This window comes from Actinomycetospora sp. NBRC 106378, assembly GCF_030269685.1.
Classification (GTDB): Bacteria; Actinomycetota; Actinomycetes; order Mycobacteriales; family Pseudonocardiaceae; genus Actinomycetospora.
Genome location: NZ_BSTT01000004.1, coordinates 53742 through 80108, shown reverse-complemented (window position 1 = coordinate 80108; position 26367 = coordinate 53742). Strand labels below are relative to the sequence as shown.

Sequence of the window (26367 nt, the reverse complement as noted above, 5' to 3'; positions counted from 1 at the left end):
AGCGTAACCATGGCACACAGAACGACGCGCCCGCCACGCCGGTGGGGGGGCCGGCGGGACGGGCGCGTCGCTCTTCGGCGCGCCGGCGTCGGCGCGACCGAGGTCTTTAGTTGATCGCGTGGATCGGGTTCGAGCAGGACTTGGCGTTGGTCGCCGAGTTGCCCTTCTTGGCCTCCGACAGCAGCGGGATCGACCCGGCGTTGTCCTGGACCGGCACCTGGACACCCAGGACGTTGACCGGGACGTCGTTGTTGCAGACGTTGATCGGGGTGTTGGGCGCGAAGTCGCTGGAGTTGATGAGGCCCTTCTGCACGGTGGCCCCGTCCCAGTCGCTCTCGTGCGCGAACGCGGCGCCCGTCGTGCTCGCGAGGCCGGCGCCGATCAGCGACGTCGCCAGCACGGCCTTGCGGATAACTCCCACGGTCATGTCCTCTCGATCTACGTCGGCGACCGGGGTCGATCGCGTGACCGGAACGTAATCAGGCGTGTGCGAAACGTGTTGGAACCGGGGTCGCAGGGGGCGGCCACCCGTCCGGGAACCCCGGCTCGTCCCCCGATCCCGTGACCGCAGGCCCACACGGTCGACTCCCGGTGCGCGCACGGACGCCCGTCACCCGCCGAGACACACGGCGTCATCACACCCTGCTTCCGACACCTTTTCCGCACGCGTTCCCGACTGCGCCGGGCGGCAGACCGGACGCGCCGGACGGCAGGGCGCGTGTCGCGTGTCGTCGGGAAGAGGGATGCGGGGGGCGCGGTGCACTAGCGTCCGCGGACGTGTCCACCGGGTCGGCCACGCCGCTCTCCCCCGCTCCCTCCCCGCGCACCACCGGCGCGCTCGTCCGCTGGGCGGCCTGGGACTGGGGTTCGGCCGCGTTCAACGCCGTCATCACGACCTTCGTCTTCACCGTCTACCTCACCAGCGGCGTGGCGGCCGACGAGGCCAGCGGGTCCGCCGCCCTCGCGACCACGATCGCCATCGCGGGCGTGCTCGTCGCCCTCACCGCCCCGGTCTACGGCCAGCGCAGCGACGCGTCGGGCGCCGAGCAGGGCCGACAGCGCCGCCTCGGGGTGCTGACCGCGGTGATCGTCGTGGCCAGCGCGCTGATGTTCCTGGTGCAGGGTGCGCCGGAGTACCTGCTGCTCGGGCTGATCCTGCTCGGCGTCGGGACGTTCGCCTACGAGCTCGCGCAGGTCGAGTACAACGCGATGATCTACCGGCTGGCCCCGCCCGGGCGCACCGGCTGGGTCTCGGGGGTCGGTTGGTCGGCGGGCTACCTCGGTGGGATCGTCCTGCTGGTCCTCTGCCTGGTCCTCTTCATCCCGCCGGTCGGGGTGATCAGCTTCGGCGCCGACGACCTCGCCTACCGGGTCATCGCCCTGCTCGCCGCCGTGTGGTTCGCCCTCTTCGCGATCCCGGTGCTGTTCATGCGCTTCCCGTTCCCCGCCCCGCCCGGGGACGCCGAGGCCGCGTCGGTGAGCTGGATCGGCTCCTACAGGTTGCTCGTGCAGCGCCTGATCCGGCTCTACCGCACCGACCCCCACCTGCTCGGCTTCCTCGTGGCCTCGGCGATCTACCGGGACGGCCTCACCGCCGTGTTCACCTTCGGCGGCGTGCTCGCGGCCGGCACCTTCGGGCTCAGCTCGTCGGAGGTCATCGTGTTCGCGATCGTCGCCAACGTCGTCTCGGCGATCGGTGCGGTCGTCGGCGGCCGCCTGGACGACCGGATCGGCCCCAAGCCGGTCATCCTCGTGTCCCTCGCGGCGCTGGTCGTCGTCGCGGCCGCGCTCCTCCCGGCGTCGGGCAAGACGGCGTTCTGGATCGGCGGGCTCTTCCTCTGCCTGTTCGTCGGCCCCGCCCAGGCGTGCTCCCGCAGCTACCTCGCGCGCCTCGTCCCGCCGGGGCGCGAGGGCGAGATCTTCGGCCTGTACGCCACGACGGGCCGGGCCGTCAGCTTCCTCGCGCCGGCCCTGTTCGGGCTGTTCATCACCCTGTTCGGCGAGCAGCGCTGGGGCATCCTCGGCATCGGCATCGTGCTGCTCCTGGGCCTGTTCGCCCTCATCCCGGTCCGGGGCGTCCCGGGCTCCGTCGGCGCCGGGAGCGCGGCGGCGGGGAGCTGATCGCGCTGCGCCTTCCCGACGCCGGGTCGGCGCCGGTCGGGCCGGCCTCGACCCTGTCTCGGCCGCGAGGGGCACACCAGGCAAGACTGGCCGCGGCAGAACCTGCCCCACGTACCTCTCGCGAACGGAGCAGCGCCTCGTCCCGCCGCGAGACGTACGTCAGGCAGGCCCGATAGGCCCGGGACCTGCCCCACGTACCCCTCGCGAACGGAGCAGCGCCTCGCCCCGCCGCGAGACGCACACCAGGCAGGCCCGAGGGGCCCGGAACCTGCCTCACGTGATCCTCGCGCGGCGTCTACTTCACCCGGGCGGCGAGGAAACGGATCAGGCGGGACAACAGCTCGCCGACGAACACCCAGAACGCGGCGGCGACGAGCGAGTTGACGATCAGGGCGATCGTCGGGTCGGCGGGCACGAAGAGGTCCCGGAACCCGAGGATCACCCGACCCGCGAGGCCCCCGATGAACTGCGCGACCCCGTTCGCGGGGTTCACCCCGACCAGCACGAGCACCAGGTTCGCGATCAGCACGAGGGCGAAGAGGATCGCCAGGGTCCGCACGAGCGTGGCGATCACGTTGCCCGCCCGCCACGCGATCTCGCCGACGTCGACGTGGCGGCGCTGCGGGGTCTCGGGCTCGGCCCACGAGGTGTCAGCCGCCCCCCGCCGATGCTGCTCCGTCTTCGCCTCCTCCGGCGCAGCGGACTTCTCCGTCTTCGCCTCCGCCGGCGCAGACTTCTCCGTCTTCGACTCCGCCGGCGCGGACTTCTCCGTCTTCGCCTCCTCCGGCGCAGCGGACTTCTCCGTCTTCGACTCCGCCGGCGCGGACTTCTCGGCCTCCGCCTCCTCCGGCGCAGCGGACTTCTCCGTCTTCGCCTCCTCCGGCGCGTCCTTCCCGGTCGCCCCGTCGGCCGACTCCGACTGATCGGCCGCCCCCTCGTCGGTGGCACGGTGTCGGCCGCTCGCCTCCTCGGAGGACTGCTGGTCGGACGACGTCTGCTCCTCGGTCCCCTGCTCCGCCATGCGGTGATCCTGTCACCGCGGGCCGCCCGGGTCCGTGCGACCGGCGGGGCACGCCCAGAGCGAAATCGGTTGAGCCGGACCCGTCCTCTCGGCGACGGTGAAGCCGTCGTCACGCGCATCGAGGCCGAGGAGGGAACCGTGACCACCACGACGGTGACGGTCGTCCGCCCCGCCCTCCCGCGGACACCGTTCGCGATCGAGCTCGCCGCCTGGATCCGCGAGGGCGTCGACGGGCACCCGCTCCGGACGGACGGGCGGAGACGACCCGCCGTCGTGATCGTCCCGGAGTACCTGCACACCGCCCCGCGGACCCTGCTCGCCGACCTGGCGACGGCCCGGTGGGCCGGACGCCCGGTCGGCCTGATCGGCTACGGCGGGCGGACGCGCGCCCGGTACGCGCTCGAGGACGCCCGCGACGCGCTGCGCGGCGCCGGTGCCACGCTGGTCGGACCGTCGGTGGGGCTCGACGTCGCCCGGGTGCGGGCCGCCGGGTTCGACCCCGCCGACGTGCTCCTGCGCGACCTCGTCCTCGACGAGCTCGCCGCCGCCTAGCGGAACCGCGAGAAGACCTGGGCCTCCCACGCCTTCCGACTGACGAGCTCGCCCATGTTCTCCCGGTAGCGCCGCCGCAGGGCGGGCCACGCCCGCTGGACCTCACGGTGCATCGCCAGCGAGGTGCGCAGGAGCCGCCAGAATTCCGCCCGGTCGCGCTGCCGGAACGTGACGCCGGTGCCGTCGGAGGTGGACACGGTGACCCCGTCGAGCCGCGACAGCAGGAACCACGTCCCGTGCTCGGCGGGGACGTTGCGCTGCGGGCGCTCCGCGGCACCGGGGTCGGTGGGCCGCAACTGGTGGCGCAGGGCTCCGGCGAGCGCCTTGACCTGCGCGACCTTCCCCTTCGGCGGCTCCGGCCACAGCTGCGCGGCCAGGGCGCCGATCGGGGGCTCGGGCAGGTCGCGGGCGCTGGCGACGACCTTCCCGTCGGGGTAGCGCGCCCGCAGCGCCCGGACCTCGCCGAGCGCCGTGGGCAGCGCACCGAAGAGCACCTTCGGACCGAGCAGGAAGTCCCGCATCGCCATCTGGTGCAGCGCGATCGCCGAGTACTCGAGCAGGAAGAGGTGCCGCAGGGTCCGCTTGAGCGAGTCGAGCAGCAGCGCCTTCGGATCGTCCGGCCCGTGCAGCGCGGCGACGACGAGGCGGTTGCGGGCGTGGAAGTAGGCCTGCCAGTCCGAGCTGTCGTCCTTCTCGACGAAGCTCATGTGCCAGATCGCCACGCCGGGCACCGTCGCCGTCGGGAAGCCGTGCGCGCCGGCGCGCAGGCCGTACTCGCAGTCGTCCCACTTGATGAACAGCGGCAGCGGCTGGCCGATCTCCTCGGCGACAACCCGGGGGATCAGGCACATCCACCAGGCGTTGTAGTCGACGTCGGTGCGGCGGTGCATCCACAGCGTCTCGCGCAGCGAGTCGACCGCGAAGTCGTGGTCGTCCTCGGTGTTCGGCGCGAGCTGCCAGAAGAAGGTGTGCCGGTCGACCACCTCGCCCATGGCGTGCAGGTGCGAGCGCGCCTGCAGCGAGAGCATCTGACCGCCGACGAGCATCGGCGTGCGGGCGTAGCGGGCGAAGGCGAGGGCGCGCAGCACCGAGTCGGGTTCGAGGACGACGTCGTCGTCCATGAACAGGACGAACTCGGCGTCGGTGTGCTCGAGCGCCTCGTACATGATCCGGCTGTAGCCGCCGGAACCGCCGAGGTTGGGCTGGTCGATGATCCGCAGCCGGTCCCCGAGCAGCGCGGCGGCGTCGTCGAACCCGGCCTGCTCGCGGACCTTCGAGGTGCCCTGGTCGGGGATGACCACGGCGGTGAGCACGTCGCGCACCAGCTCGTCCTCGCCGAGCGCGCGCAGCGTGTTCACGCAGTCCGACGGCCGGTTGAACGTCGGCATCCCCACCGTCACGGCGGCACGTCCGGGCGCGGGGCGGTCGGCGAACCACCCGCCGTCGAGCAGTTCGAGGGGCTCGGCGCCGCTGGAGAGGTCGAACCAGACCCACCCGCCGTCCTCGAAGGGACGCAGGGAGACGGGCACGTCGATCGAGCCCTCGTCGGTGATCGCCTCGCCGTGGACGTGCACCGGCACGCCCCGCGCGGTGGACCGGTAGACGTCGACCCGGCCCGCGCCGCGCAGCCGCAGCCGCAGGTGCACCGCGTCGAGCACCGACCAGCGCCGCCAGTACGAGGCCGGGAAGGCGTTGAAGTACGCCGCGAAGGAGGTCTCGGTGTGCTCGGGGACCCGCACCGAGGTCCGCGAGAGCACCTCGGCGCGTCGCCCCCCGGCGGTGGTGAGGTGCAGGACGAACTCGTCCTGCTCGTCGTTGACCGTGCCGGGCCGCTCCGCGGTGGGCGCGGCCGAGCGCAACGAGGTCGCCGTGCCCTCGTCGAGGTAGAGCGCGCGGACGGTGGTGGGGTCGGCCGGGCGCGGCAGGATGATCCGCTGGAGCAGCCCCGACCCCGATTCGCGGGCGGTGGACTCCACCGGCGCCTCCTGCGTGCTCGTCATGGCTCCGACGGTAGCGCCCACCCCCGACAGCACCCGTCCGCCCCCGCCGCGCAGGGCCGGGTGGAGCAACCCGCCGTTCTGCTGTTGATTGTCCGTTTTCTCCCTTCCCGACGACGGGAAGCACGAGCTCCCGACATCCGTCACCCCAGGACGTGAGGCCCCGATGACGACGCAGATCGCCCGCCCCGCCTCCACCCTCCCGACGCCGGGTCTGGTCGGTGATCTCGTCGGCCCGGTCGTCCGCGCGCTGGGTCTCGCGCCGTCCCGGCGCACCAGCGGTCGACCGGGCCGCACCCACGTCGAGGTGCGCGGGATCGCCACGCCCGGGCAGGCGGGCGCGCGCCGGGACCTCGTCGAGGAGCTGCGCGCGGTGCCGGGCGTCTCCGGGGCCGTGGTGAACGCCGTCCTCGGCCGGGTGGTCGTCGACCACACCCCCGATGTCGAGCTCGCCCGCCTCGTCGCCGTGGTCGAGGAGGTCGAGCGCCGGCACGGCCTGCACCGGGCCCCCGCCGACACCGGCGGCCACCACCCCGCCGACGTCACGCCGTGGTCGCGTCAGGTCCTCGCCCTCGGGGTGGACCTCGCCGGGCTCGGGCTCGCCGGGGTCGAGCGCTGGCTCGGTCTCGTCCCGCTGACCCGGGCCGTCCCGCCGCTGCTCACCGGCACCCTCTCCCTGGTCGACGCCGTGCCCTCCTCGCGGAGTGCGGCGGAGCGCACGGCGGGTGGCGCGACCACCGAGTCCTGGTTCTCCCTCGGCAGCGCATCCCTGCAGGCCCTCGGGCGCGGCCCGGTCGGGCTCGTCGTCGACGCCTGCTACCGGGCGATCCGGGCCGACGAGGCGGCTGCCCGCACCTCGGCGTGGACGGCCTGGGACACCCGGGCTCCGCTCACGGCACACGCCGCGGAACCCGTCGACGCCCCGTCGCGGCCCGGCGCGCTGCCCCGTGGTCCGGTCGACGTGGTCGGCGACGTCTCCGGCGCCACCGCCCTCGCCGCCTTCGGCACCGTCGCGGCGCTGGTCCCCGAGCGGGCCGCCGCCGTCCTGCTCTCCGGCGTCCCGAAGGCCGCCCGCTGGGGCCGGGAGGCCTACGCCGCGGCGGCGCACCGGGCGGTGTCCGACCTCGGCGTGGTCAGCATCGACCCGCAGGCCCTGCGCCGCGCCGACCGCGTCGACGTGGTCGTCCTCGGCCGGACCCTGGCCGACCGTCTCGGTGCCGCGGCCTCCGAGGTCGGGCGGCTCGTGGTGGTCGACGACGCGGCGACCGCGGGAGCGGTGGCCCGTCTCCAGGCGGCCGGGCACGGCGTGGTGCTGGTCTCGGCCGACGACACGGAGGGCCTCGCGGCGGCCGACGTCGGCATCGGGGTCGGGCCCGACGTCCCGTGGAGCGCCGCCCTGCGCTGCGCCGACGCCGACCAGGCCCGAGCCCTGCTGCTCGCCGTCGCCGGGGCGCGGGCGGCGTCCTGGCGGGCAGCCCTGCTCGCCCTGACCGGGTCGGCGGTGGGCGCCCCGATCGCGCTGGGCACGTCGCTGGTGGGCCTCACCGGCCGCACGAACGCGCCCGTGACCCTGGCCGCCCTGGCCGCGCTCGTGGTGAACACGTGGGCGGGCCGCCGATCGGCCCGGTGAGGGGAGGTTCCGAGCGGCCTAGTGGTGCGAGGGTTCCCCTCGCACGGCGAGCGGGGTCCGCCACGCCACCGGGTCCCGGTGCGCGACGAAGGTGGCCGCCCGGCTCTCCTCGAACTCCTCGGGCAGTGCGTGGACGCCGCCGTCGCGGCCGATGTTGTCGCTGCGGCTCGCGAGGGGCCCGACGAAGCGCATCCCGTGGGCCGCGGCGATGCGCTCGACGCCGAAGTCCCAGCCCGCGCCGGCCCCGTCCCACGGCGCCCGGGCCGCCTCGAACCAGTCGTCGCGCAGACACCCGGTCCACCGCGAGGCCCACGTGCCCCAGACCCAGGCGCAGAACCCGGTGTCGGCCAGGACGTCGGTCGGCTGCGGGGCGGGACGGTCGGAGAAGGCGCAGGCGGCGAGCACGTCGGGCTCGTCCGGGACGGCCAGCAGGCACTCGAGGACGTCGTCGGCCACGACGATGTCCTCCTCGCCGAGCACCACGAAGCCGGCGCCGGTCCCGAAGGCGGCCGACAGCGCGTGGTGCGGGTTGGCCCGCACGCCGCGCCGCTCGGGGTTGACCTCGACCTCGACCGACCGCGCGACCCGCCGTCGGGAGAACTCCTCGAGCACCGCCTCGCAGCGCGCGAGCTCGGGGCCCGGTTCGACGACGAACCGGACGTCCCACGCCGACAGTCCGCGGACCGCCGACCAGGAGTCGAGCGTCTCGGCGAGGTAGCCGGGACGGTTCCCGGACACGGTCATGGTGATCACGTGCCCTGGTACCCACTACTGCCGGGGACAGCTCACCCCGGTCGTGGGGAGACCGACGCGCTGCGCGAGCCACGGCAGGGAGTCGGAGAACGCCTGGGAGAACACGTCGAAGGTGTGCCCGCCGCCCGGGACGACGACGGAGCACACGGTGATCCCGGACCGGCGCGCGAGCGGCACGAGCGCCTCCTGGGCGGCGTACGGCTCGGCGTCGGAGTCGCCGACCTCGAACCAGCCGCCGAGGCGCGGGAAGCGCCGGTCGGCGAGCAGCGCGGACGGCTCGTGCGCCGCGAACGCCGACGACGACCCGCCGAACAGGCCGCTCACCGTCGAGGCGGTGTCGGCGTTGGTGTCACCGACCCGGGGCCCGGCGAGCCCGGAGTAGTCGCCGAACGTCTCGAACAGCGCGGGGTGGCGCAGCGCCAGCATCGTCGCGCACGCGCCCCCCTCGGACAGGCCCGCCACCGCCCAGCCCCGCCCGGTGGGCTGGGTGCGGAAGGTGGAGGTGACGAACGCCGGCAGGTCCTCGGTCAGCGCCGTCTCCACCCGGCCGAGCGGGGAGTCCACGCACTCGGTGTCGGCGTCCTCGGTGCCGTTGATGTCGGGGGCCACGAGGACGGGCGCGGTCCCGCCGTGCGCGGCGGCGAAGGCGTCGGCGCTCGCCGCGGCACGCCCCGGCCCGAACCAGTCCGACGGCGTCCCCGGCGTGCCGTGCAGCAGGACGATTACCGGCAGCTTCGGCCGCGGGCGGTGGAACCACGCCGGGGGCACGTAGACGAGTGCCTGCCGTGCCGCGAAGCCCGACCGGCGGGTCGGCACCGTCACGGCCGCGATCTCGCCCGCCGCGGGCACGCTCGTCTGGCGCAGGAGCCGGGCCAGGGACTCCTCGTCGGCGGGTTCGACCCCCAGGACGGCGCCGAGGGTGCGGTCGTAGTCGACGTAGGTGTTGACCGCCGCGGCGAGGTTGAGCAGCAGGACGAGCACCGCCGCCAGCGCCGACGTCGCTCGCGCGGGGCGACGGCGTGCGGTGGTGGCGGCGACCACGGCGAGGAGCAGCAGCACCACCAGCAGCGCGTGGAACGGCCACTCGGTGACCGGGACGTCGCGGGGATCGCCACCCGCCGTCACCAGCAGCACCGCCACCAGGACCACGGCGGCCGCCACGAGCGCGGTCCGCGTGGACCCGACGACGGGTGTCGTCCGGCTGCTCACGCCGGTACCGGCGCGGGCGCGGCGGTGGCGCTCGACCGGGCGAGCACCGTCGTGGCGACGACCGTGACGAGCACGAGCACCCCGATCAGCACCCACTCGGCGCCGTCGGCCCGCACCTGCTCCCCGAGCACGGCGAGCCCCAGGACGGCTGCGACGAGAGGCTCGGCCACGGTGATCGCCGGCAGGGTCGTCGCGAGGTCGCCGGCCTGGAAGGCCGCCTGCTGCAGGTAGGTCCCACCGACGGCGGCCACGACGAGCACCCAGGTCTCCCAGCCGAGCAGGAGCGGCACGAGGCCGTGGGTGAGCAGGTCGACCACCGACTTCGTCAGGGCGGCGAGCACCCCGTAGGCGATGCCGGTCGCGACCGCGAGGGCGGCGGCACGGACCCGGCCGTGACGGCGGGCGGCCAGCGCGAGGCAGCCCAGCACCACGACGACGAGCACCGACCCCGTCGGTACCCAGGCGGCGAACGGCGCCCGGTCCCGCCCCGCGGTCGGCTCGCCGATCACCAGGAACAGCGCCAGCGCGGCGGCCAGCACCACCGCCCACACCCCGTCGCGGACGGTGATCCGCCGCCCGCCCGTCCACGCCTCGAGCGGCAGCGCGAACAGCAGCGTGGTCACCAGCAGCGGCTGCACGAGCAGCAGCGAACCGACCCCGAGCGCGGCGGCCTGCACGACGAAGCCGCCCGCGTCACCGACGCTCCCCGCCCACCAGGTGGGCGAGCGCACGAGGCGACGGAGCAGCCCGAGCCCACCCGCCTCGTCGTCGGGAACCTGCCCGGCGGCGCGGCGCTGGGCGACCGACCCGACGGCCAGCAGGAGCGCCGCGAGGAGCGCGAGCGCGACCGCCAGACCGGTCACGCCCTCAGCCCTCCAGCGGGTCCGCGCCGTCGAAACCGGTCCCGTCGGTGAACCACGGGGCGATCCGGTTGTCGAACATCGTCAGCGCCGAGCCGATGGCCATGTGCATGTCGAGGTACTTGTACGTGCCGAGCCGGCCACCGAAGAGGACCTTGCGGTTGGCCGCCTCCTTGCGCGCGAGCTCGCGGTAGCGCTCGAGCTTGGCGCGGTCCTCGGGCGTGTTGATCGGGTAGTACGGCTCGTCGCCGGACTCCGCGAAGCGCGAGTACTCCCGCACGATGACGGTGCGGTCGGTCGGGTAGGTCGTCCGCTCCGGGTGGAAGTGCCGGAACTCGTGGATGCGGGTGAACGGGACGTCGCGGTCGGCGTAGTTCATGACCGGCGTGCCCTGGAAGTCACCCGTTGTCGTGACCACCTCGGACTCGAAGTCGAGCGTGCGCCAGCCGAGCTCGCCCTCGCTGAAGTCGAAGTAGCGGTCGAGCGGGCCGGTGTAGACGGTCGGCACGTCCTCCGGCAGCTGGTCGCGCAGGTCGAACCAGTCGGTGTCGAGGCGGATCTCGATGTTCGGGTGGTCGGCCATCCGCTGGAGCCAGGCGGTGTAGCCGTCGACCGGCAGGCCCTCGTGGGTGTCGGCGAAGTACCGGTTGTCGAACGTGTAGCGGACCGGCAGGCGGCTCACGATCGAGGCGGGCAGGTTCTTCGGGTCGGTCTGCCACTGCTTGGCGGTGTAGCCCTCGAAGAACGCCTCGTAGAGCGGGCGGCCGACGAGCGCGACGCCCTTCTCCTCGAAGTTCTGCGCGTCGTTCACGTCGATCTCGGCGGCGTGCTCGGCGACCCAGGCGCGCGCCTCGTCGGGCGTCATCGCCTTCCCGGCGAACTCGCAGATCGTCGCGAGGTTCACGGGCAGCGGGTAGACGCGGCCGCGGAAGATGGTGAAGACGCGGTGCTGGTAGCCGGTGAACGCGGTGAACCGGTTCACGTACTCCCACACCCGCTCGTTGGACGTGTGGAACAGGTGCGCGCCGTAGCGGTGCACCTCGATCCCCGTCTCGGGGTCCGGCTCGGAATACGCGTTCCCGCCGAGGTGGGCGCGGCGCTCGACGACGAGCACGCGCTTGTCGAGCTCGGTGGCGGCGCGCTCGGCGATCGTGAGTCCGAAGAAACCGGAACCCACCACGACGAGATCAGGCTGGGCCATGGCACTCACGGTAGCCGTGCGTCCTGCCGGGTAACCGTCCGGCATGCCGACCGTGACCCGGACCGTCTCCACCCCCGCACCGCTCGACGTCGTGCGGTCCTACCTGCGCGACTTCGGCAACGCCCCGGAGTGGGACGCAGGCACCGTGACCTGCGAGCCCGTCGACCCGACGACGCCGGTCGCCGTGGGCAAGCAGTGGACCAACGTCTCGGAATTCCGCGGGAAGCAGACGACACTGACCTACACGCTGGAGGCCGACGAGCCCACCCGTCTGCGCATCGTCGGGCGGAACAAGACCGTGACCAGCGAGGACGAGATGACGTTCACCGGCGCCGACGGCGGCGGGACCACGGTGAGCTACACCGCGACGTTCACCTTCCACGGCTTCGCCAAGGCGGCGACGCCGTTCATGGTGCCGGCCCTGAAGGGCCTCGCCGACGACGCCGAGCGGTCGCTGGGCGACGCGCTGCAGAAGCTGCCCACGTCCTGACGGCAGGTCGGCCCGACCTCCTGCCGCCCGGCGAACGGCACTCCCGCGGCATCGACGTGCGCGAGTGCCGTTCGTGCGGGACGGGCGGGGCTCAGCCGTCGACCTGGGCCCGGGTGTTGCCGACCTTCGCGCTCTCGATCGTGTACCGGGCCTGCTGGGTGATCGCCGAGTCGCGGTAGATCCCCATCTTCCAGTACGAGCTGCTCGTGGCCGTGTTCTTCTTGTCGGTCGGGTACAGCGTCCCGCCGGCCGGCCGGTAGCCCGCGAGGACCTGGGTGCCGTTGTTCCAGACGTCGACCGTGCCCTTGGCCGGGTCGCGGGAGAAGAACACGTGCAGCACCAGGTCGGTGCGCTGCCCGGTCACCGCCGGGGCCAGGGGCTGGGCGAAGGTGCGGGGCCCGGCGGGGTAGCCGTAGCCGCCCTCCAGGTTGAGGTTGCCCCCGCCGACGGTGACCTCCAGCGGTGGCGAACCGGTGCCGTCGTTCTTCCACTGGGTGATCACCTGCCACGTGGTGACCTGGGTCGGGAAGCCTGCGGGCAGGAAGAAGGAGAACCGGAACCAGCGGTCCTGGCCCTCCGAGAACTCCGCCGTCGTCGGGACGATCTCCGTCCGCGTCCCGCCGCCCGGCATCGTGAACTGCGCGGCCTTCGCCCCGGACGTGACCGGCGAGTCGACGATGACCGGGGCGTCCGCCCCCACGTCGTTCCACGGGGTGTCGTCGAACGTGCCGAGGCCCGCCGAGGTGAAGCTCGAGTCCCAGGTCTGCGTGGTCTGGGGCGGGAGCGACGTCGTCGTGGTGGTGGTCGTCGTCGGCACCGTCGTGGTGGTGGTCGGCGGGACGGTCGTCGGCGGCGGCACCGTCGTGGTGGTGGTCGGCGGCACCGTCGTGGTCGGCGGCGCGGTCGTGGTCGGCGGCGCGGTCGTGGTGGTCGTCGGCGGCACGGTCGTCGTCGTGGTCGGCGGCGGCGTCGTGTCCGGCGTGGAGAGCGCGGGCACCGTCCACCGCTGCGCGGCCGTGGTGACGCACGTGGCGACGGTGATGACGACCTTGGCGGCGATCTTGTTGTTCTGCGGCGCGAGGCAGAGCTTCGACTTCTGGTTCTGGATCACGCCGGAGGCGGCGATCGTCCACTTCTGTGAGGTCGAGGTCGTCGAGCAGACGACGAGCACCACGCGGGTGCCGTTGGTGGTGCCCCCGTTCAGGGTGTCGACGCAGCGGCCCTGCACGCGCACGGTGCCGTCGGACCACCGCGACCACTGCTGGCCGAGGTTGGTGCCGCAGGTGTTGAGCCACTGCGCGTTGTTCGTCGCCGTCGAGTTGTTGGAGTTCTCCATGCACCCGGCGGAGGCGTTCCGGATCTGACCGGTCACCGTGCCCGCGGCGGCCTGCCCCGCGAACCCCACCAGCAGCCCGACCAGGAGCGCCAGCGCCCCGATCCCTGCGATCCACCGTCGACCTGACACGACCATGCTCCCCCCAAGAACTCACGTCCGGTGGTCACGTCGCGGGGAACCCGGGAAGTATTACGGTCGAGTTTCACTCGAACGGCCCCACTTGGTGACCTGCTGTCGAAGAAACGGCCACGGGTTCGACTGCGGAACGGACACCGAGAACAGGAGCGCGCCATGAACGCTGCCGAGCAGTACCGCGAGACCGCCGGGCGATTCACCGCACTGGTCGAGGCCGTGCCCGACGACGCCACGTGGGACCGGCGCTCACCGGTGCCCGAGTGGACCGCGCGGGACGTCGTCGCCCACCTCGTCGGCTGGTTCCCGTCGTTCCTCGCGGGAGGGGCCGGGGTCGACCTGCCGTCGGGACCCGACGTCGCCGAGGACCCCGCCGGGGCGTGGCGGACCATGAGCGACGGCGTGCAGGACCTCCTCGACGACCCGGCCACGGCGGACCGACAGCTCGTGAACCCCTACGTCGGGACGGTGCCGCTGCCGGAGGCCGTGTCGCGGTTCTTCACCACCGACGTCTTCCTGCACACCTGGGACCTCGCGCGGGCGACCGGGCAGGACCCCCGCCTCGACCCCGACCGCTGCGCCGCCCTGCTGGCCGAGATGCAGCCGATGGACGAGATGCTCCGCGCCTCGGGGCAGTACGGCCCGAAGGTCGAGGTCTCCGACGACGCCGACCCCGCGTCCCGGCTGATGGCGTTCATCGGCCGGGACGTGGGGTCGTCGGGTCAGGCCACCGAGGCGTAGGTGTTGCCGACCTTGGCGCTCTCGATCGTGTACTGGGCGGCCTGCGTGATCGCCGAGTCCCGGTAGAGCCCCATCTTCCAGTAGGAGTTCGTCGTCGCCGTGCCCGCCGAGCTCGTCGGGTAGAGGGTGCCGCCGGCCGGCTTGTACCCCGCGAGCACCTGGGTGCCGCCCCGCCAGACGTCGACGACGCCCTTGCTCGGGTCGCGGGAGAAGAGGACGTGGACGACCAGGTCGATCCGCTGGCCCGTCGTCGCCGGGGTGAGGGCCTTGGCGAAGGTCCGCGGGCCGGCGGGGTGGCCGTACCCGCCCTCGAGGTTGATGTTGCCGTTGCCGACGGTGAGCTCGAGCGGCGGTGAGCCGGTGCCGTCGTTCTTCCACTGCGTGATGACCTGCCAGGTGTTCACCTTCGTGGGGAAGGTCGACGGCAGGTAGAAGGAGAAGCGGAAGTAGCGGTCCTGGCCCTCGCCGAACTCGGCGGTGGTCGGGACGATCTCGGAGCGGGTGCCGCCGCCGGGCATCGTGAACTGGGCGGACTTCGCCCCGGACGTGACCGGGGACGTGACGATCACGGGCGCGTTCGCCCCGACGTTGTTCCACGGGGTGTCGTCGAAGTTGCCGAAGCCCGCGCCGGTGAAGTTCGAGTCCCACACCTGGCGAGTCTGACCCGGCAGCGTCGTGGTGGGCGGCGCGGTCGTCGTGGTCGTCGTGGTGGGCGGCGGCACCGTCGTGGTGCTCCGCGGCGGCGTCGTCGTCGTGGGTGGGGGCGTCGTGGTGGTGGGCCGCGGGGTCGTCGTCGACGGCGGCGGTGCGGTGGTCGTGGTGGTCGGCGTGGAGAGGGCCGGCACGCTCCACTTGTGGGCCGCGACGTTCGCGCAGGCCACGATCGTCATGACGACCTTGGCGGCGATCCGGTTGGCCAGCGGCGCGAGGCAGAGACCCGACTTCTGGTTCTGGACGTAGCCCGCGACGTAGAAGTTCCAGCGCTGCGAGGTCGCGGTGGAGCACGCGGCGAGCACCACGCGGGTCCCGGAGGCCGTCGCGCCGCCGGCGGTGTCGGCGCACAGGTTCTGCACGCGCAGGGTGCCGTCGGACCAGCGCGACCACTGCTGCCCGGCGTTCGTGCCGCAGACGTTGAGCCAGAGCGGGTTGTTCACCGCGGCCGCGTTGTTCGCGTTCTCCAGGCAGCCACCCGCGGAGTTCGCGACCCGCCCGGTCACGACGGCGGCCTCGGCCCGTCCCGCTGCCACGCCCGTCGCCAGCACACCGACGAGCAACACCAGAGCACCCAACACGGACACCAGGGCCCATGTGCGACGGTGTGGCGCCCGTGCCCGCCCGAACTCACTGTCCGTCATCCTGCTCCTCCGTTGCGTGACCGTTCGCTCCGGAGTTCGCTCGGGGACACCGCGGTATTAGTCCGAACGGACTACACGACCGGGTGATCACGGGAAGATGACGGCAGGGGAAGGTGCCCGACGATGCCTCGCCCGGCCGCTCTCGCCGCCGCCGCTCTGCCTCCGCTGCTGCTCGCAGCGGTGGGGCTCACCCACCCCGTGGTGCTCACCCCGGAGACCGCGCCCTGGTGGCGTGACCTGCACGTGATCGGCCTGGTCGCGTTCCCGCTGCTGGCGCTCGGCCCGTGGGTCGTCGTGCGGGGCCGCGGGCGGCTGCTGGAGGGCGCCGTGATCGCACTCGGCCTCGTCTACGCCTGCTTCTACACCGCGCTCGACGTGCTGGCCGGGATCGGCGGGGGCCACGAGACGATGACGCTCGGCCCGGGCCCGTGGGTGTCGACCCTGTTCGGCATCGCCGACCAGCTCGTCGTCCCCGGCGTCTACGCCTACCTGGCGACCGCGGTGATCGGCGGCATCACGGCGATCCTCGTGACGCCCGGGCCCGGGCGGGCCGTGGCCGTCGTCGGGACCGTCCTCGTCGTCGGCGGGGCGTACTCGTTCCTGACGAGCCACATCTACTACCCCGTCGGGGTCTTGACGATGGTCGTGCTCGCGGTGGGCTGGACCGCGCTCGCGGCCGTGGTGCCGTCGCCGGTCAGGTCGTCGCCGCGGCGGCGGCAGCCTGTTCCCACATGAGCAGCACGACGGCGAGGGTGAAGACGGCGAGCGGGGTCGGCATGCCGGGCAGCTCGGCCTCGGCGTCGCCCCGCCAGGTGCCGGTGCGCCGGATACTGCCCACCGGCTCCTCGGTCTCCGGGTCGGCCACCCACTCCTGGTCGGCCTTCCAGATGGAGCGGCGCCGGAAGAAGAACGTCCCCTCGGGCGTGACGATCGACCAGCGCTTGCGCCCGACCCGCTCGGCCCGGGCGAGCTCGGTGCCCGCGCGGGTGAGCGTGTACTGGGTGCCGGTCCAGGTCGACTGCACCTCGTAGTCCAGGCCGTCGAGCGCGTAGCGGACCGCCGAGCGCCACCCCTTCGCCTCGAGCACGAGCAGGGGCGCGTCGTCCTCGCGGACCTCCCAGCGAGAACGCAGCGACGACACCCGGTGGGCCTCCAGCACGGGGGAATCAGACCAGTCGGACAGGTCCGGTTCAAGCCGGACGCAATCAGGTCGGCTCGGTGCCCTCGTTCCGCATGCGAGACACGTCGATCTCCCGGTCGTGCAGAGGGAGCACGACCTCGGTGACGAGGTCCGTCACCTCGGCGACGCGTGCCGAGAGACGACGGTTCTCGTCGATGTCCTCCTCGAAGGAGTCGACCCGCGCGCGGAGTGCCTCGTTCTCGCCGTGGATCTCGGCGGCTCGCCGCTGCAGGTCCGCGAGCTCCCGGCGCAGGACCCGCACATCGGACAGCAGACGGTCGCGATCCTCTCGCAGGACGCCGATGTCTCCCAGGATCGCGCTCCACTCGGGCACGAGGAGGCGACGCGCAGCGCCGCCTGCCACCCGCACGGGGTTCCTCATGCGACCGCCAGGGCTACCTGGGCCCGACGAATCTCGGTGCCGACCGCGGTGCGCTCGACGACCAGCCCGTGATGCCTCGCGCTCCGTGTCATGGTCTCGGAATCAGCCGGAGGATCGAGGACCGCATGGCCGCCCCGTCGGAGGACCATGCCGAGCAGACGCAGGACGTTGTCGCGCGCCCGCTCGTCGAGGTGGTCCAGGAGCTTCCCGACGAGGACCACCCAGCCGTGCCCCTCGGCCGCGAGCCGTGCGCCGACCCGCAGGACCGCCCGGAAGTCCCGCAGGTTCACGCAGAGGATGTCCGCATTCCTCCCCACGACGGCGGCCCGCGCCCGGTCGAGCGCGGGCTCGTTCCAGTCCAGGCCCACGGCTCTCCCCAGTCGATCGGCGAGGAAGGCCGTGTCCGCCCCCGCGCCGCAGCCGAGATCGAGTGCGGGGAGGCCCGGGTCGCAGGCGACCAGTCTCCGCGCCCGCTCGCTGACCTCCGCGCGTTCCGGTCGCAGGGCCCAGTCCTCGCGATCGGCGTGCACGCCCGGGAACCAGACGTCGAGACGACGTCGGGTGGCCCGCGGCGTCTCGAACCGGAAGGCGGGGTCCGGGACCCGCCAGCCCGGGCCGTAGTTCGCCTCGAGCGCCAACTCGACGTCGGCGGGGGCCGGAAGTGGACGGCCGTCGATCGTCACGGTGGAGCGCGGCAGCAGATCCGAGCGTCGCGCGGGGTGCCGGATGCAGAACAGCTGGTGCCAGTGACCCTCGCGGATGAAGCCGGCGAAGACGTCGACGTAGTGGTCCGACACCCCGTCGTGCGAGAAGTGCATCTGCAGGTGTCCGGGCGAGTGGCGCAACACCGCGAACCCGGCTCGTCGCAGGACCCGGCCGACCTCGAAGCCCTCGCGGGCGACGTCCACGGGGTCCTCGTAGCTGCTCACGTAGCCCAGGTCGACGTCGTCGTCGTGACCGAGCAGCCGACCCTCACGGACGGCACCGAGCAGGGTGCCCCCGGTTACGAACGGCTCGAGACCGAGATGGCGCTCCAAGACCGCGGAGACCTCCTCGGCGTGGTCGAGGAGGCGGGCCGTCACCCCGGGATCGCTGTCCCCGAGCGCTCGACCGAGACGGCCCCACTTGTTCACGACGAGATGCCGGCCCGACGCGTCGACGACCTCGAACCGGCCACCACCGCCGAAGTCGGCCGCGATCCCGGCCCCGACAGGTCCCCCAGGGCGCCGGAGCGCGATGACCGCGCGGCCGTGCAGGTAGGGCCGGACCGCGTCGGGCCACGGGACGAGGGTGGACGGGTGGTCCTCCAGCCGCACCGAGAAGAGGCGTCGACCGTCCACGAGGACGTCGACCGGTCCGACGAACGGAGCCACCTGGATCGACAGACCCGTCGATGTCGCCGCGACGGCGTCGGGCGCCGTGACGGGAATCTCGTCCTCCATGGTTCGTCACCGTAGGGCCCGCATCCCGACGCCCGCCGTTTACCTCCGTCTTGCCTACGTGAACGGTCCGTGGGCCTGGACGAGCGGAACGAGGCGATCGGTCGACGGGGCGCCCGCGAGGCGGTTCGATGGCGTGATGGTCAGGCTCCCCGCAGCGCGTCGCCTCCGCCATGCGCTCCGTGTGCGGCTCCTCGAAGCAGTGCACGACGCGGTACGGCCGGTGGCCGCGCAGATCGACGAACTGCGGTGCGAACAGGAACGGCACTTCGCGGAGGTCTCCGCCCAGATCGAGGACCTCCGCGTCGCGCTGCACGCGCGGGAGGTCCGGGACCGCCGGGACATCCTCGCGGCCGGAGAGCGTGACGCGGTGGCGTCCAGTGCCCGATTCGTGCGCGAGACCATGACCGGAGCCCGGACGTTCCCGAGCCCGCCGGAGACACTCGCCCACGCACTGGCCCTCGCTCCCCGCGGCGGGATGGCACTCGAGTTCGGGGTCTACAGCGGGACGACGCTGCGACAGATTGCAGGCGACCGGGGCGGCGCGGTATTCGGCTTCGACTCGTTCGAGGGGCTGCCGGAGGACTGGCGCGCCGGCTTCCGCGCCGGCACCTTCGCCGTCGACACACTCCCCGAGGTCGACGGCGCCGAGCTCGTCGTCGGGTGGTTCTCGGAGACCCTGCCCGGCTTCCTGGACTCCCACCCCGGTCCTGTGGACCTGCTCCACCTCGATGCCGACCTCTACTCCTCGACGGCCACCGTGCTCGAGCTCGTCGGGCCTCGGCTGCGGTCGGGGTCGGTGGTCGTGTTCGACGAGTACCTCAACCACCCCGGGTGGCAGGACGGCGAGCACCGGGCCTGGCGCGAGTTCGTCGCCGCCCACGACGTCGAGTTCGTCTACGAAGCCTTCACGCACGACAACGAACAGGTCGTGGTGGTCGTCACCGGGGCCAAGGATGAGGAGACCCCGACGGCCCCACGCCAGGTCACGTGGCGTCACACCTGATTCGCGGTACGAGCGAGGTCCGCGCACCCACTGAGCCGGACGCGGCGGCGGACTGAGAACCTTGGGGCAGGGTTTCGAGGAGGCTCCGTGGGTGACACAAGTCAGAGCGCGTATACCGAGCGGCTCTCGGGGCTGCAGACAGCGCGCTGGAAGCGCGTTCTCGATGTCCAGGCCCCGTACCGGCGGAAACTCCGATCGATCGTGGGTGGGCGTCGGGCCCTGGACGTCGGCTGCGGAATCGGTCGCCTTCTCAGCCATCTGCCGGCGGGCAGTCTCGGCGTCGATCACAACGAACATTCCGTCGCCTACTGCCGCAGGATCGGCCTCGACGCCGTCACCGTCGACGAGCTCGGAGAGCCTTCAGCGACGTTCGACGCACTCGTCGCGGGTCACCTCCTGGAGCATCTCCCAGAAGGAGGACAGCCCAGCCTTCTACTCGAGTACCTTCCGTGGCTCCGACCGGGCGCGCTGGTGATCCTCATCTGTCCCCAGGAGCGCGGATACTTGTCGGACTCCACCCACCTCACCTTCTGCGACCATGCGAAGCTCGCGAGGTATTGCGAGGAGGTAGGGCTCACGGTGCAGGAGCAGTCCTCATTCCCGTTCCCGCGCTTCGCCGGCAAATGGTTCGTCTACAACGAATTCGTCACGGTGGCTCAGGTACCTGAAGCAGCATGATCGTTGGAGAACACGAAGTGAGCGAACTGCGCACGGCGACCTTGGACCAGAGCCACCACGGGGCGGGGCGAGCTCGACCGGACTCTCGGCTCACGGTGCAGCGGGGCCTGTTCTCTGGACCGGACGTTGAAATCCCCGACGAGATGTACGTCGAGGTGGTGTCCGGCCACGCCGAGCGCCGCCGCCACCACGTCCGCGTCGGCGCCTACGGCCGGGTCAGCACGAACACCTACTTCGGCCGCTTCCCGGCGTCGTACTGGCAGCGTTGGACGACGGCGACCTCCGTACGCTTCGAGGGCCGCATCAGCGGCACGGGTCGCGTCATGCTCCGTGCCTCGGACACCAACGGCGTCCCGCGCACCATCGCCGTGCACGACGCCCAGACCGAGGACGTGCGACTCGAGGCCCGGCTCGACCGCTTCCTCGACGGCGGCGGCCTATGGGTCGAGATCGTCACCGACGACGCCGAACTGCTCTTGCACGACGCCCGCTGGACGGTCGAGGCGCCGGCCACCCGGCGCCGGACGAACATCGTCATCTGCACGCACAATCGGGCCGACGACTGCGCCGCCACCCTCGGCGCCCTCGCCGACGACCGGGAGGCGCTCCGCGTCGTCGACGAGGTGATCGTCGTCGACCAGGGCACCGACGCCGTCGACACCCGCCCCGCGTTCGCCGACGTCGCGGAGACGATGGGCGCGCAGCTGTGCTACCTGCGTCAACCGAACCTGGGCGGGTCCGGCGGGTTCACCCGTGGTCTCCACGAGGTGGTCACGAAGGCCGGCGACCAGCCCACCGACGCCCTGTTCATGGACGACGACGTGCGCTGCGAGCCCGAGGTGGTCGTCCGGCTGGCGGCCTTCGCGCAGTACACGGCGCACCCGACGATCGTCGGCGCGCAGATGCTCAACCTGCTCCACCCCACCCAGGTGCTCGCGGGCGCCGAGTACGCCGTGCTCGAGGACCTGACCAACGGCCACGTCGCCCCGGGCGCGGTCGGCGAGTCGGACGTGACGTCCTACCTCCCCGACGGCACGAAGAACGTCCAGGACCGCCGGGTCGACGCGGGCTACACCGGGTGGTGGTCGTGCCTGATCCCGGTCGAGGTCACGCGCACGATGGGCTACCCGCTGCCGCTGTTCTTCCAGTGGGACGACGTCGAGTACAGCTACCGCGGGCGGGCGAACGGCTTCCCCACCGTGACCCTGCCGGGGGCCGGGCTGTGGCACGCCGACTTCCCGTGGAAGGACTGGGACGACTGGCACCGCTATTTCAACCTGCGCAACGCCATGATCACCTCGGCGCTGCACAGCGGCTTCCCCGCCCGTCACGTCGCCGCGACGCTCGCCGAGCTGCTCGGGCGCTACCTGCTCTCGATGAACTACGGCCTCGCGGCGACCCTGATCCGCGCCGTCGAGGACTTCCTCGCCGGTCCCGAGGTCCTCGACGACGGCGGGGTGAGCGCCACCGGTCGCATCCGGGCCGAGCGCTCGAGGTACCCGGAGACCGTGATGCACCCGATCTCGGCGGCACCGGAGCTCGGCTCTGCGCAGATGCCCGTGGTCCGTGCCGGCGGGAAGCCGACGCGGATGAAGGCCGTCTGGGCGAAGCGGGTCGTGCAGCAGGTGACCGGGCGGGTGCCGTTCCACGAGGGGCTCGTCGGCGCCGGCGAGGCGCACTGGTGGCATGTGGCGCTGTTCGACCGGGTGGCCGTCACCGACGCGGGTCAGGCCGGCGTGCGGGTGCGGCAGCGCGACCCCGAGACGCTGAAGCGACTCGGTCGCGACGGCGCGAAGGTGCTACTGCGGTTGGTCCGTGAGGGCGAGGACGCCGCCGGCCGCTGGCGGGCCGCCGCGCCGGGCCTGACGAGCGCCGAGAACTGGCGTCGCCTCTTCGGGATCTGACGAGCGTCAGGTTGCCGTGGGGTCGAGCCACGACAGTTCGGTGAAGCGGGCGAAGTCCGTATCGGCCGAACACACCCCGACCCCGTGCTCGATGGCCAGAGCCGCCAGATGCACGTCGGGGACGAGATTCGCGGTCGTCCCGTAGGCCCTGAGCAGGGACCCGAGAACATCGGCATGGCGTTCCGTCGGCACCGGCACCCAGGCGCTGGGTGCGCTGAGCCAGGCCTCCACGATCGCCCAGGCGTCCCCGATCGCCAAGGGGGACCGGTACACCCGGGGGTTCGTACGAATCCGGAGGAAGGCGACCAGGGACGGCCACGGCAGGCCGGTTCGTCTCGGCCCGTTCAGGGCCTCGGTGAGCCAGGCCCGGCACTGCTGGTGATGGGCGCTCGTGTCGTCCTCCGCGTAGAGCAGGACGTTCGCGTCGACGAGCATCAGGAGCGGGGTTCGTCGAGCACGTCGAGCACTTCGCCGATGTTGCGCACGTCGACCAGCGCATGGCCGGACGACGTGGCCTGCACGAAAGGCTGCCGCTGCCGCGGAACGGACAAGCCACGACGAGCGAGCTCGTTCAGGGCGGCACTGAGCCCCATACCGCTGCTCTTCTGGATGTCCTTCACCGCCGCGGCGACATCGTCATCCAGGTTCACCGTCGTACGCATCGCCCGAGGCTAGCATCGCGATGCCGACCAAGCCTGCATCATGATGCCCCAGCTCAGCGGCGGACCGCCACGAGATAGGGCCCCACGTCGCGGACCTGGAAGGCCGGCGAGTCGAACAGCCTCGCCGGGAACGTCGCCTCGCTGAACGCGACGTTCGGCGTCGCCGGGAAGGCGTCCTCGACGATCCGCGTGGTTCCCGACCCGTCGGGCAGGCGAAGCAGCACGAACACTTCCGGCGTCGGCCACGGCGCCGTGTCGAGCTGGCGGACCAGGTCGTCGGCATCGCGCGCGCCGGCCCACGAGCGAATCGCGTCGTTGCGGGCCTCGTACTGCGCGAGCGGATTCGAGTAGTGCGGCGTCGACTGCTGGAATCCGTGGAACGGCTCGCTGACGAAGAACTGAGTCGGACCGCCCAGGACCACCAGTTCGTCCGAGGGCCGCGAGGTCAGATCGTGGACCGTCGCGACCAGCTGGGGGGTCCAGGAGTCGATGCGGCTGCGGTCAAGGCCGCCGAGAGCGGCCGGACCGGTCGGATACGGATCGCTGTAGGCCTCGGTGACGACGTCGGAGTCGGGTGAGATGGCCCCCTGAGCGCAGGCGGCGAGGACCACGACGGCGAGGATGCCCGCGAGTGCCTTCAGATTCGGGAGGCGTGATCGCAGGACACGGAGGACCTCGGTGGCGGTGAGCGCTCCGGCGCACGCGAGCACGAGTTCGGCCACCGGGGCGAGCCGGAAGGCGAGGCTGGTCTGACCGACGAGCAGGAGCGGGACGGTCAGGGCGTACCACGCGAGCACCAGCAGGCAGAGCGCTCCGAGCGGCCGGGCGAGACGCGCGTGGCTGGTCCAGCCGAGCACGATCCCGAGCAGCCCGACCAGGCAGAGCGCCCCGAGAGAAGACGGCTGCAGCATGGGCAGGGACCAGAACGCACCGTCGGAGGGGAGATAGCGCTGGGCGTAGTTACGGGTCGGCGCCCCGCTCAGGACGGCGAGCAGGTAGGGCGTCCAGACGACGAGGGCCAGAACGAGCCCGATGCCGATGACGACCGCTGCCCTCCCGAGGCGAGGCGGTAGGTGACCCAGAGCCCGACCCCGGGTGGGCACGCATGCCGCGAGCACGACGAAGACGCCGAAGAAACCCGCGTGCAGCGAATAGGTCATCGCGGCGACCCCGAGGAACACCCCGCTGCCGACCAACGCGACGACCCGCCGCTGGTGCTCCTCGGCGCGCACCGCGCGCCAGAGGATGACCGCCACCGCTGGCATGGGCGCGACGAGCAGCCACGCGTACGGCTCGGTCGAGGACACCCCGAGTCCGACCACGACGGTAACTGTCGCGACAAGGACCGCGCGGGCGGTTGACACCACCAGACGCCAGCTCGTGAGGGCCGCCCACCCGGCGACGGCGAGCGTCAGGATCGCCCAGGGCTTGTAGAACGCCCACGCCGGGATACCCGCGAGCTCCGCCAGCCGGCCCCCCACCCAGAACCAGGCGGCCGGGTAGAACGACGGCAGGTCGACGTAGTTCATGTCGCCCAGCCCCGGCGTGGCGGCGAAGCGGGCGAGGATCTGCGTGCGGAAGCTCTGGTCGATCGAGATGCCGCCCAGGTAGTACCTGCTGCCCTGCAGGATCAGACCGAGCCACAGCGTCGGGATCGCCGCGAGTAGGGCGGACGAGGTCAGCATCCCTGCGATGCTCTCGGCGTGTCGCTCGGAGGCTGCGATCAGCACGAGGGCCGCGACGACCGCTACGCCGAGGGTCGCGGCGACGGCCACCGCGGCATACGTGGGGAACGGAATTCGGAGACGACTGATCGCGGCGAGCAGGAGGACGCAGACGCCGGCCGATGCGACGAGACACGCCACCTGCAGTCCGAGTCGCAGCGGTCGGTCGCCTGCCACTCCGTCCACGGGCTCCGTGACCGACCGTCTTCCTGTAGCCGGTCCCTCCACAGCGTGTGACCCTACTCAGCCGTCCGGGGTCGGTTCGGGGTCATGCCATAACGACCTCCACCCCGCGGAGCCGGACGAGTGACCGATCACCGCGGCTCCCGGGCGGGCCGGCCATCCCCTGTTGACTCCCTGCTTCGGACGGGCACGTCCACTCACGCCGGCTCCAGGGAACAGCGAGCACGTGGCGCGGATCGGACCTGCGCCTCGAGCGCGGCCTGGTCACGACGCACGGTACGCATCGCCTCGAGGGTCCCGGAGGTCACGACGTCCCGACGCACCCACACCTGACCGTCCGGACGCTGCGCCACGAGCTCGTAATCCCGCCGCAACCGCGGATCGTTCGCGACACCGGTCTGTTGACCCCAGGCGCCGTGAACGGACACGAAGGTAGGCCGTACTCGTTCGAACACGAACGCCCGCAGCCCGGCCATGTTGCCCGAGGCCATGAAACGGGCGATGGTCGGCTCGGCCAGCCCAGCAAGGTCCACGACTCTCAATCGACCCACCAGTGCCGCTCCTCCTACATCGGGCACCAGCAACGTGCCTGATGTGGGAATTCCGCCTACTGCGGCGTAGGCATTCATCTCCGCGCCGTTGATCTGTGCGACCAGACATGCCGGCACGGTGGGCGAGTCACGGAAGGTCATAGCGGACGACACCCAGGATGGCACCCCGAGGACAGCCACCGCCACGATCAAGGCGATACAGACGGTGCGAGAGGTCGTGGCCGCCGCTACCGCACCGAGAAGCGCCGCTACCGGCCACAAAGGCGCTGCGAAGCGGAACTGCCCCATCCAGTCCGGCTCAAGTACGGCGTAGGCCGACAGGGCGAGCACCGCCACGACAGCGAGGGCCGCCAGTTCACTTCGATATCGAGGGCTCCGCACCCACGAGAAGATCGTGACGGCCGCGACCGGCACCAGGATCAGGCCGTACAGGCCGAACTCCGATAGCGGGCCCCACGTGGGCGCACCTTGAGCCTTGGCGATGGCAGTGTTCGGCAAGAGCGTCCCGAACCGAACCCATCGCCACGTGAGATAGGCGCCAACGGGGAGGGCCCACGCAACGAGTGAGACAGCGACCGAGCGGACGCTGTCTCGTCGGAGAGCAACGACGACCGCGAGAGGATACGCGGCTGCATAAACGATTCCGTCGGGGCGCGTGAGGCTGGCGATCGACGCAAGCACCCCGGCGGCGGTGGCAACCTGGAGTGAGCCAGTTCGTGCTCTGACACAGAGCGCGGCCAGAGAGGCAACGATCAGGGCATAGAGAGGCGCTTCGAGCCCGGACACCGACCACGCGACCCAGGACGGCACGAGAGCAGCCGTCACCCCTGCTACGCACGCGGCGACGGCCGCCCGACGTGCAGACAACACAAAGCGAGCGGCCGACCACAACGCTGCGAACGTGCCCGCCGCACACAGGAGTGCCAGCACCTTCGTGAGAACGACGAATGGCGCACCCACGCGTGCCGCCAAGATGAATATGAGCAGCCAGGAGGTATTTGACCAGCCCTCGGCTGCCGGCACCCCTGGCTGAAGAACGGGCCCTGCACCCTCCGCGATCGAGCGGGCATAGGCCCACGTGATCGCAGCATCATCGACAACCCACCAGCCGTACAACGACGCGTGTAGCGCGAAAATGACGAGGGGCCCGCCGACCGCGAGCGCCGCGGCCCACCTCGTGAAAGGCCGCCCGTTCGGCGAGGGGCTCAGATGCTCCCAGGACTCGGACTCGGACTCCGCCGACGTCAGTTCAGCAGCCAC

25 protein-coding genes are annotated in these 26367 nt (G+C 72.2%); 9 read left to right on the top strand and 16 right to left on the bottom strand.

The genetic code is table 11. The features are described 5' to 3' along the window. Nucleotides 1–106 precede the first annotated feature (106 nt). Nucleotides 107–427, bottom strand: coding sequence for a hypothetical protein (locus QSK00_RS11845; RefSeq protein ID WP_285590817.1), 321 nt, complete (start codon nucleotides 425–427; stop codon nucleotides 107–109). Between the two features lie 350 nt (nucleotides 428–777). Between QSK00_RS11845 and QSK00_RS11840 the strand changes: the two genes are divergently transcribed. Next, a complete protein-coding gene (locus QSK00_RS11840; protein ID WP_285590815.1) occupies nucleotides 778–2121 on the top strand; it encodes an MFS transporter in 1344 nt (447 codons plus the stop codon). 295 nt (nucleotides 2122–2416) lie between these two features. Here QSK00_RS11840 and QSK00_RS11835 read toward each other — a convergent pair whose 3' ends face one another. Next, complete coding sequence (locus QSK00_RS11835) at nucleotides 2417–3142, bottom strand: cell envelope integrity TolA family protein (protein ID WP_285590813.1); 726 nt, start codon at nucleotides 3140–3142, stop codon at nucleotides 2417–2419. Between the two features lie 138 nt (nucleotides 3143–3280). On the opposite strand from QSK00_RS11835, the gene QSK00_RS11830 reads away from it, so the two are divergent. Then, complete coding sequence (locus QSK00_RS11830) at nucleotides 3281–3694, top strand: hypothetical protein (RefSeq protein WP_285590811.1); 414 nt, start codon at nucleotides 3281–3283, stop codon at nucleotides 3692–3694. Here the strand turns inward: QSK00_RS11830 and QSK00_RS11825 are convergent. Continuing rightward, nucleotides 3691–5694 (bottom strand): glycosyltransferase, encoded by a 2004-nt coding sequence (locus tag QSK00_RS11825; protein WP_285590809.1) that lies wholly within the window; start codon nucleotides 5692–5694, stop codon nucleotides 3691–3693. The genes QSK00_RS11830 and QSK00_RS11825 overlap by 4 nt on opposite strands. Before the next feature lie 163 nt (nucleotides 5695–5857). Between QSK00_RS11825 and QSK00_RS11820 the strand changes: the two genes are divergently transcribed. Then, nucleotides 5858–7321, top strand: a complete 1464-nt coding sequence (locus QSK00_RS11820; protein ID WP_285590807.1) for a hypothetical protein — start codon at nucleotides 5858–5860, stop codon at nucleotides 7319–7321. 18 nt (nucleotides 7322–7339) lie between these two features. Here the strand turns inward: QSK00_RS11820 and QSK00_RS11815 are convergent, their stop codons facing one another. The 4 genes from QSK00_RS11815 to glf are packed head-to-tail and all read right to left on the bottom strand — an operon-like array spanning nucleotide 7340 to nucleotide 11344. Beyond that, nucleotides 7340–8065, bottom strand: coding sequence for a hypothetical protein (locus QSK00_RS11815; RefSeq protein ID WP_285590805.1), 726 nt, complete (start codon nucleotides 8063–8065; stop codon nucleotides 7340–7342). A gap of 24 nt (nucleotides 8066–8089) precedes the next feature. Further along, nucleotides 8090–9283: an alpha/beta hydrolase gene (locus QSK00_RS11810; protein ID WP_285590803.1), complete on the bottom strand. Its 1194-nt coding sequence runs from the start codon at nucleotides 9281–9283 to the stop codon at nucleotides 8090–8092. Beyond that, on the bottom strand, nucleotides 9280–10146 hold the full coding sequence (locus QSK00_RS11805; RefSeq protein ID WP_285590801.1) for a DMT family transporter: 867 nt from the start codon (nucleotides 10144–10146) through the stop codon (nucleotides 9280–9282). Before QSK00_RS11805 ends, QSK00_RS11810 begins: the two co-directional genes overlap by 4 nt. A gap of 4 nt (nucleotides 10147–10150) precedes the next feature. Further along, the gene (gene glf, locus QSK00_RS11800; protein WP_285590799.1) at nucleotides 10151–11344 is read right to left on the bottom strand and encodes a UDP-galactopyranose mutase; all 1194 of its coding nucleotides are present in this window, start codon (nucleotides 11342–11344) and stop codon (nucleotides 10151–10153) included. A 43-nt stretch (nucleotides 11345–11387) separates the two neighbouring features. On the opposite strand from glf, the gene QSK00_RS11795 reads away from it, so the two are divergent. Then, the gene (locus QSK00_RS11795; protein ID WP_285590797.1) at nucleotides 11388–11834 is read left to right on the top strand and encodes an SRPBCC family protein; all 447 of its coding nucleotides are present in this window, start codon (nucleotides 11388–11390) and stop codon (nucleotides 11832–11834) included. 91 nt (nucleotides 11835–11925) lie between these two features. Here the strand turns inward: QSK00_RS11795 and QSK00_RS11790 are convergent, their stop codons facing one another. Further along, on the bottom strand, nucleotides 11926–13299 hold the full coding sequence (locus QSK00_RS11790) for a heparin lyase I family protein (protein ID WP_285590795.1): 1374 nt from the start codon (nucleotides 13297–13299) through the stop codon (nucleotides 11926–11928). Nucleotides 13300–13461: 162 nt separating this feature from the next. On the opposite strand from QSK00_RS11790, the gene QSK00_RS11785 reads away from it, so the two are divergent. Beyond that, nucleotides 13462–14043 carry a TIGR03086 family metal-binding protein gene (locus QSK00_RS11785; RefSeq protein ID WP_285590793.1) on the top strand — a complete coding sequence of 194 codons (582 nt, stop codon included), beginning with the start codon at nucleotides 13462–13464 and terminating at the stop codon, nucleotides 14041–14043. Here QSK00_RS11785 and QSK00_RS11780 read toward each other — a convergent pair. Beyond that, nucleotides 14025–15320 carry a heparin lyase I family protein gene (locus QSK00_RS11780; protein ID WP_285590792.1) on the bottom strand — a complete coding sequence of 432 codons (1296 nt, stop codon included), beginning with the start codon at nucleotides 15318–15320 and terminating at the stop codon, nucleotides 14025–14027. The genes QSK00_RS11785 and QSK00_RS11780 overlap by 19 nt on opposite strands. 201 nt (nucleotides 15321–15521) lie before the next feature. Here QSK00_RS11780 and QSK00_RS11775 point away from each other — a divergent pair, with 201 nt between their 5' ends. Then, nucleotides 15522–16133, top strand: a complete 612-nt coding sequence (locus QSK00_RS11775) for a hypothetical protein (RefSeq protein ID WP_285590789.1) — start codon at nucleotides 15522–15524, stop codon at nucleotides 16131–16133. Here the strand turns inward: QSK00_RS11775 and QSK00_RS11770 are convergent. The 3 genes from QSK00_RS11770 to QSK00_RS11760 are packed head-to-tail and all read right to left on the bottom strand — an operon-like array spanning nucleotide 16093 to nucleotide 18402. Next, entirely contained in the window at nucleotides 16093–16557 is a 465-nt protein-coding gene (locus QSK00_RS11770; protein WP_285590787.1) for a hypothetical protein, read from the bottom strand. The two genes, QSK00_RS11775 and QSK00_RS11770, sit on opposite strands and share 41 nt — an antisense overlap. Before the next feature lie 46 nt (nucleotides 16558–16603). Next, nucleotides 16604–16960 (bottom strand): DUF6752 domain-containing protein, encoded by a 357-nt coding sequence (locus QSK00_RS11765; protein ID WP_285590785.1) that lies wholly within the window; start codon nucleotides 16958–16960, stop codon nucleotides 16604–16606. Beyond that, nucleotides 16957–18402 carry a class I SAM-dependent methyltransferase gene (locus tag QSK00_RS11760; RefSeq protein ID WP_285590783.1) on the bottom strand — a complete coding sequence of 482 codons (1446 nt, stop codon included), beginning with the start codon at nucleotides 18400–18402 and terminating at the stop codon, nucleotides 16957–16959. The genes QSK00_RS11765 and QSK00_RS11760 overlap by 4 nt, the downstream gene beginning before the upstream one ends. A 220-nt stretch (nucleotides 18403–18622) precedes the next feature. Here QSK00_RS11760 and QSK00_RS11755 point away from each other — a divergent pair, with 220 nt between their 5' ends. The 3 genes from QSK00_RS11755 to QSK00_RS11745 all read left to right on the top strand — a co-directional run bounded on the left by QSK00_RS11755 (nucleotide 18623) and on the right by QSK00_RS11745 (nucleotide 21987). Continuing rightward, nucleotides 18623–19405 carry a class I SAM-dependent methyltransferase gene (locus tag QSK00_RS11755; RefSeq protein ID WP_285590781.1) on the top strand — a complete coding sequence of 261 codons (783 nt, stop codon included), beginning with the start codon at nucleotides 18623–18625 and terminating at the stop codon, nucleotides 19403–19405. 87 nt (nucleotides 19406–19492) lie between these two features. Next, nucleotides 19493–20083, top strand: a complete 591-nt coding sequence (locus QSK00_RS11750) for a class I SAM-dependent methyltransferase (RefSeq protein WP_285590780.1) — start codon at nucleotides 19493–19495, stop codon at nucleotides 20081–20083. A gap of 17 nt (nucleotides 20084–20100) precedes the next feature. Then, complete coding sequence (locus QSK00_RS11745) at nucleotides 20101–21987, top strand: glycosyltransferase (RefSeq protein ID WP_285590778.1); 1887 nt, start codon at nucleotides 20101–20103, stop codon at nucleotides 21985–21987. Nucleotides 21988–21993: 6 nt separating this feature from the next. Here QSK00_RS11745 and QSK00_RS11740 read toward each other — a convergent pair whose 3' ends face one another. The 4 genes from QSK00_RS11740 to QSK00_RS11725 all read right to left on the bottom strand — a co-directional run bounded on the left by QSK00_RS11740 (nucleotide 21994) and on the right by QSK00_RS11725 (nucleotide 26367). Continuing rightward, complete coding sequence (locus tag QSK00_RS11740) at nucleotides 21994–22422, bottom strand: type II toxin-antitoxin system VapC family toxin (protein ID WP_285590776.1); 429 nt, start codon at nucleotides 22420–22422, stop codon at nucleotides 21994–21996. After that, nucleotides 22422–22649, bottom strand: a complete 228-nt coding sequence (locus QSK00_RS11735; protein ID WP_285590774.1) for a hypothetical protein — start codon at nucleotides 22647–22649, stop codon at nucleotides 22422–22424. The genes QSK00_RS11740 and QSK00_RS11735 overlap by 1 nt, the downstream gene beginning before the upstream one ends. Nucleotides 22650–22702: 53 nt before the next feature. Beyond that, on the bottom strand, nucleotides 22703–24514 hold the full coding sequence (locus QSK00_RS11730) for an arabinofuranosyltransferase (protein ID WP_285591429.1): 1812 nt from the start codon (nucleotides 24512–24514) through the stop codon (nucleotides 22703–22705). Nucleotides 24515–24753: 239 nt separating this feature from the next. After that, entirely contained in the window at nucleotides 24754–26367 is a 1614-nt protein-coding gene (locus QSK00_RS11725; RefSeq protein ID WP_285590772.1) for a hypothetical protein, read from the bottom strand.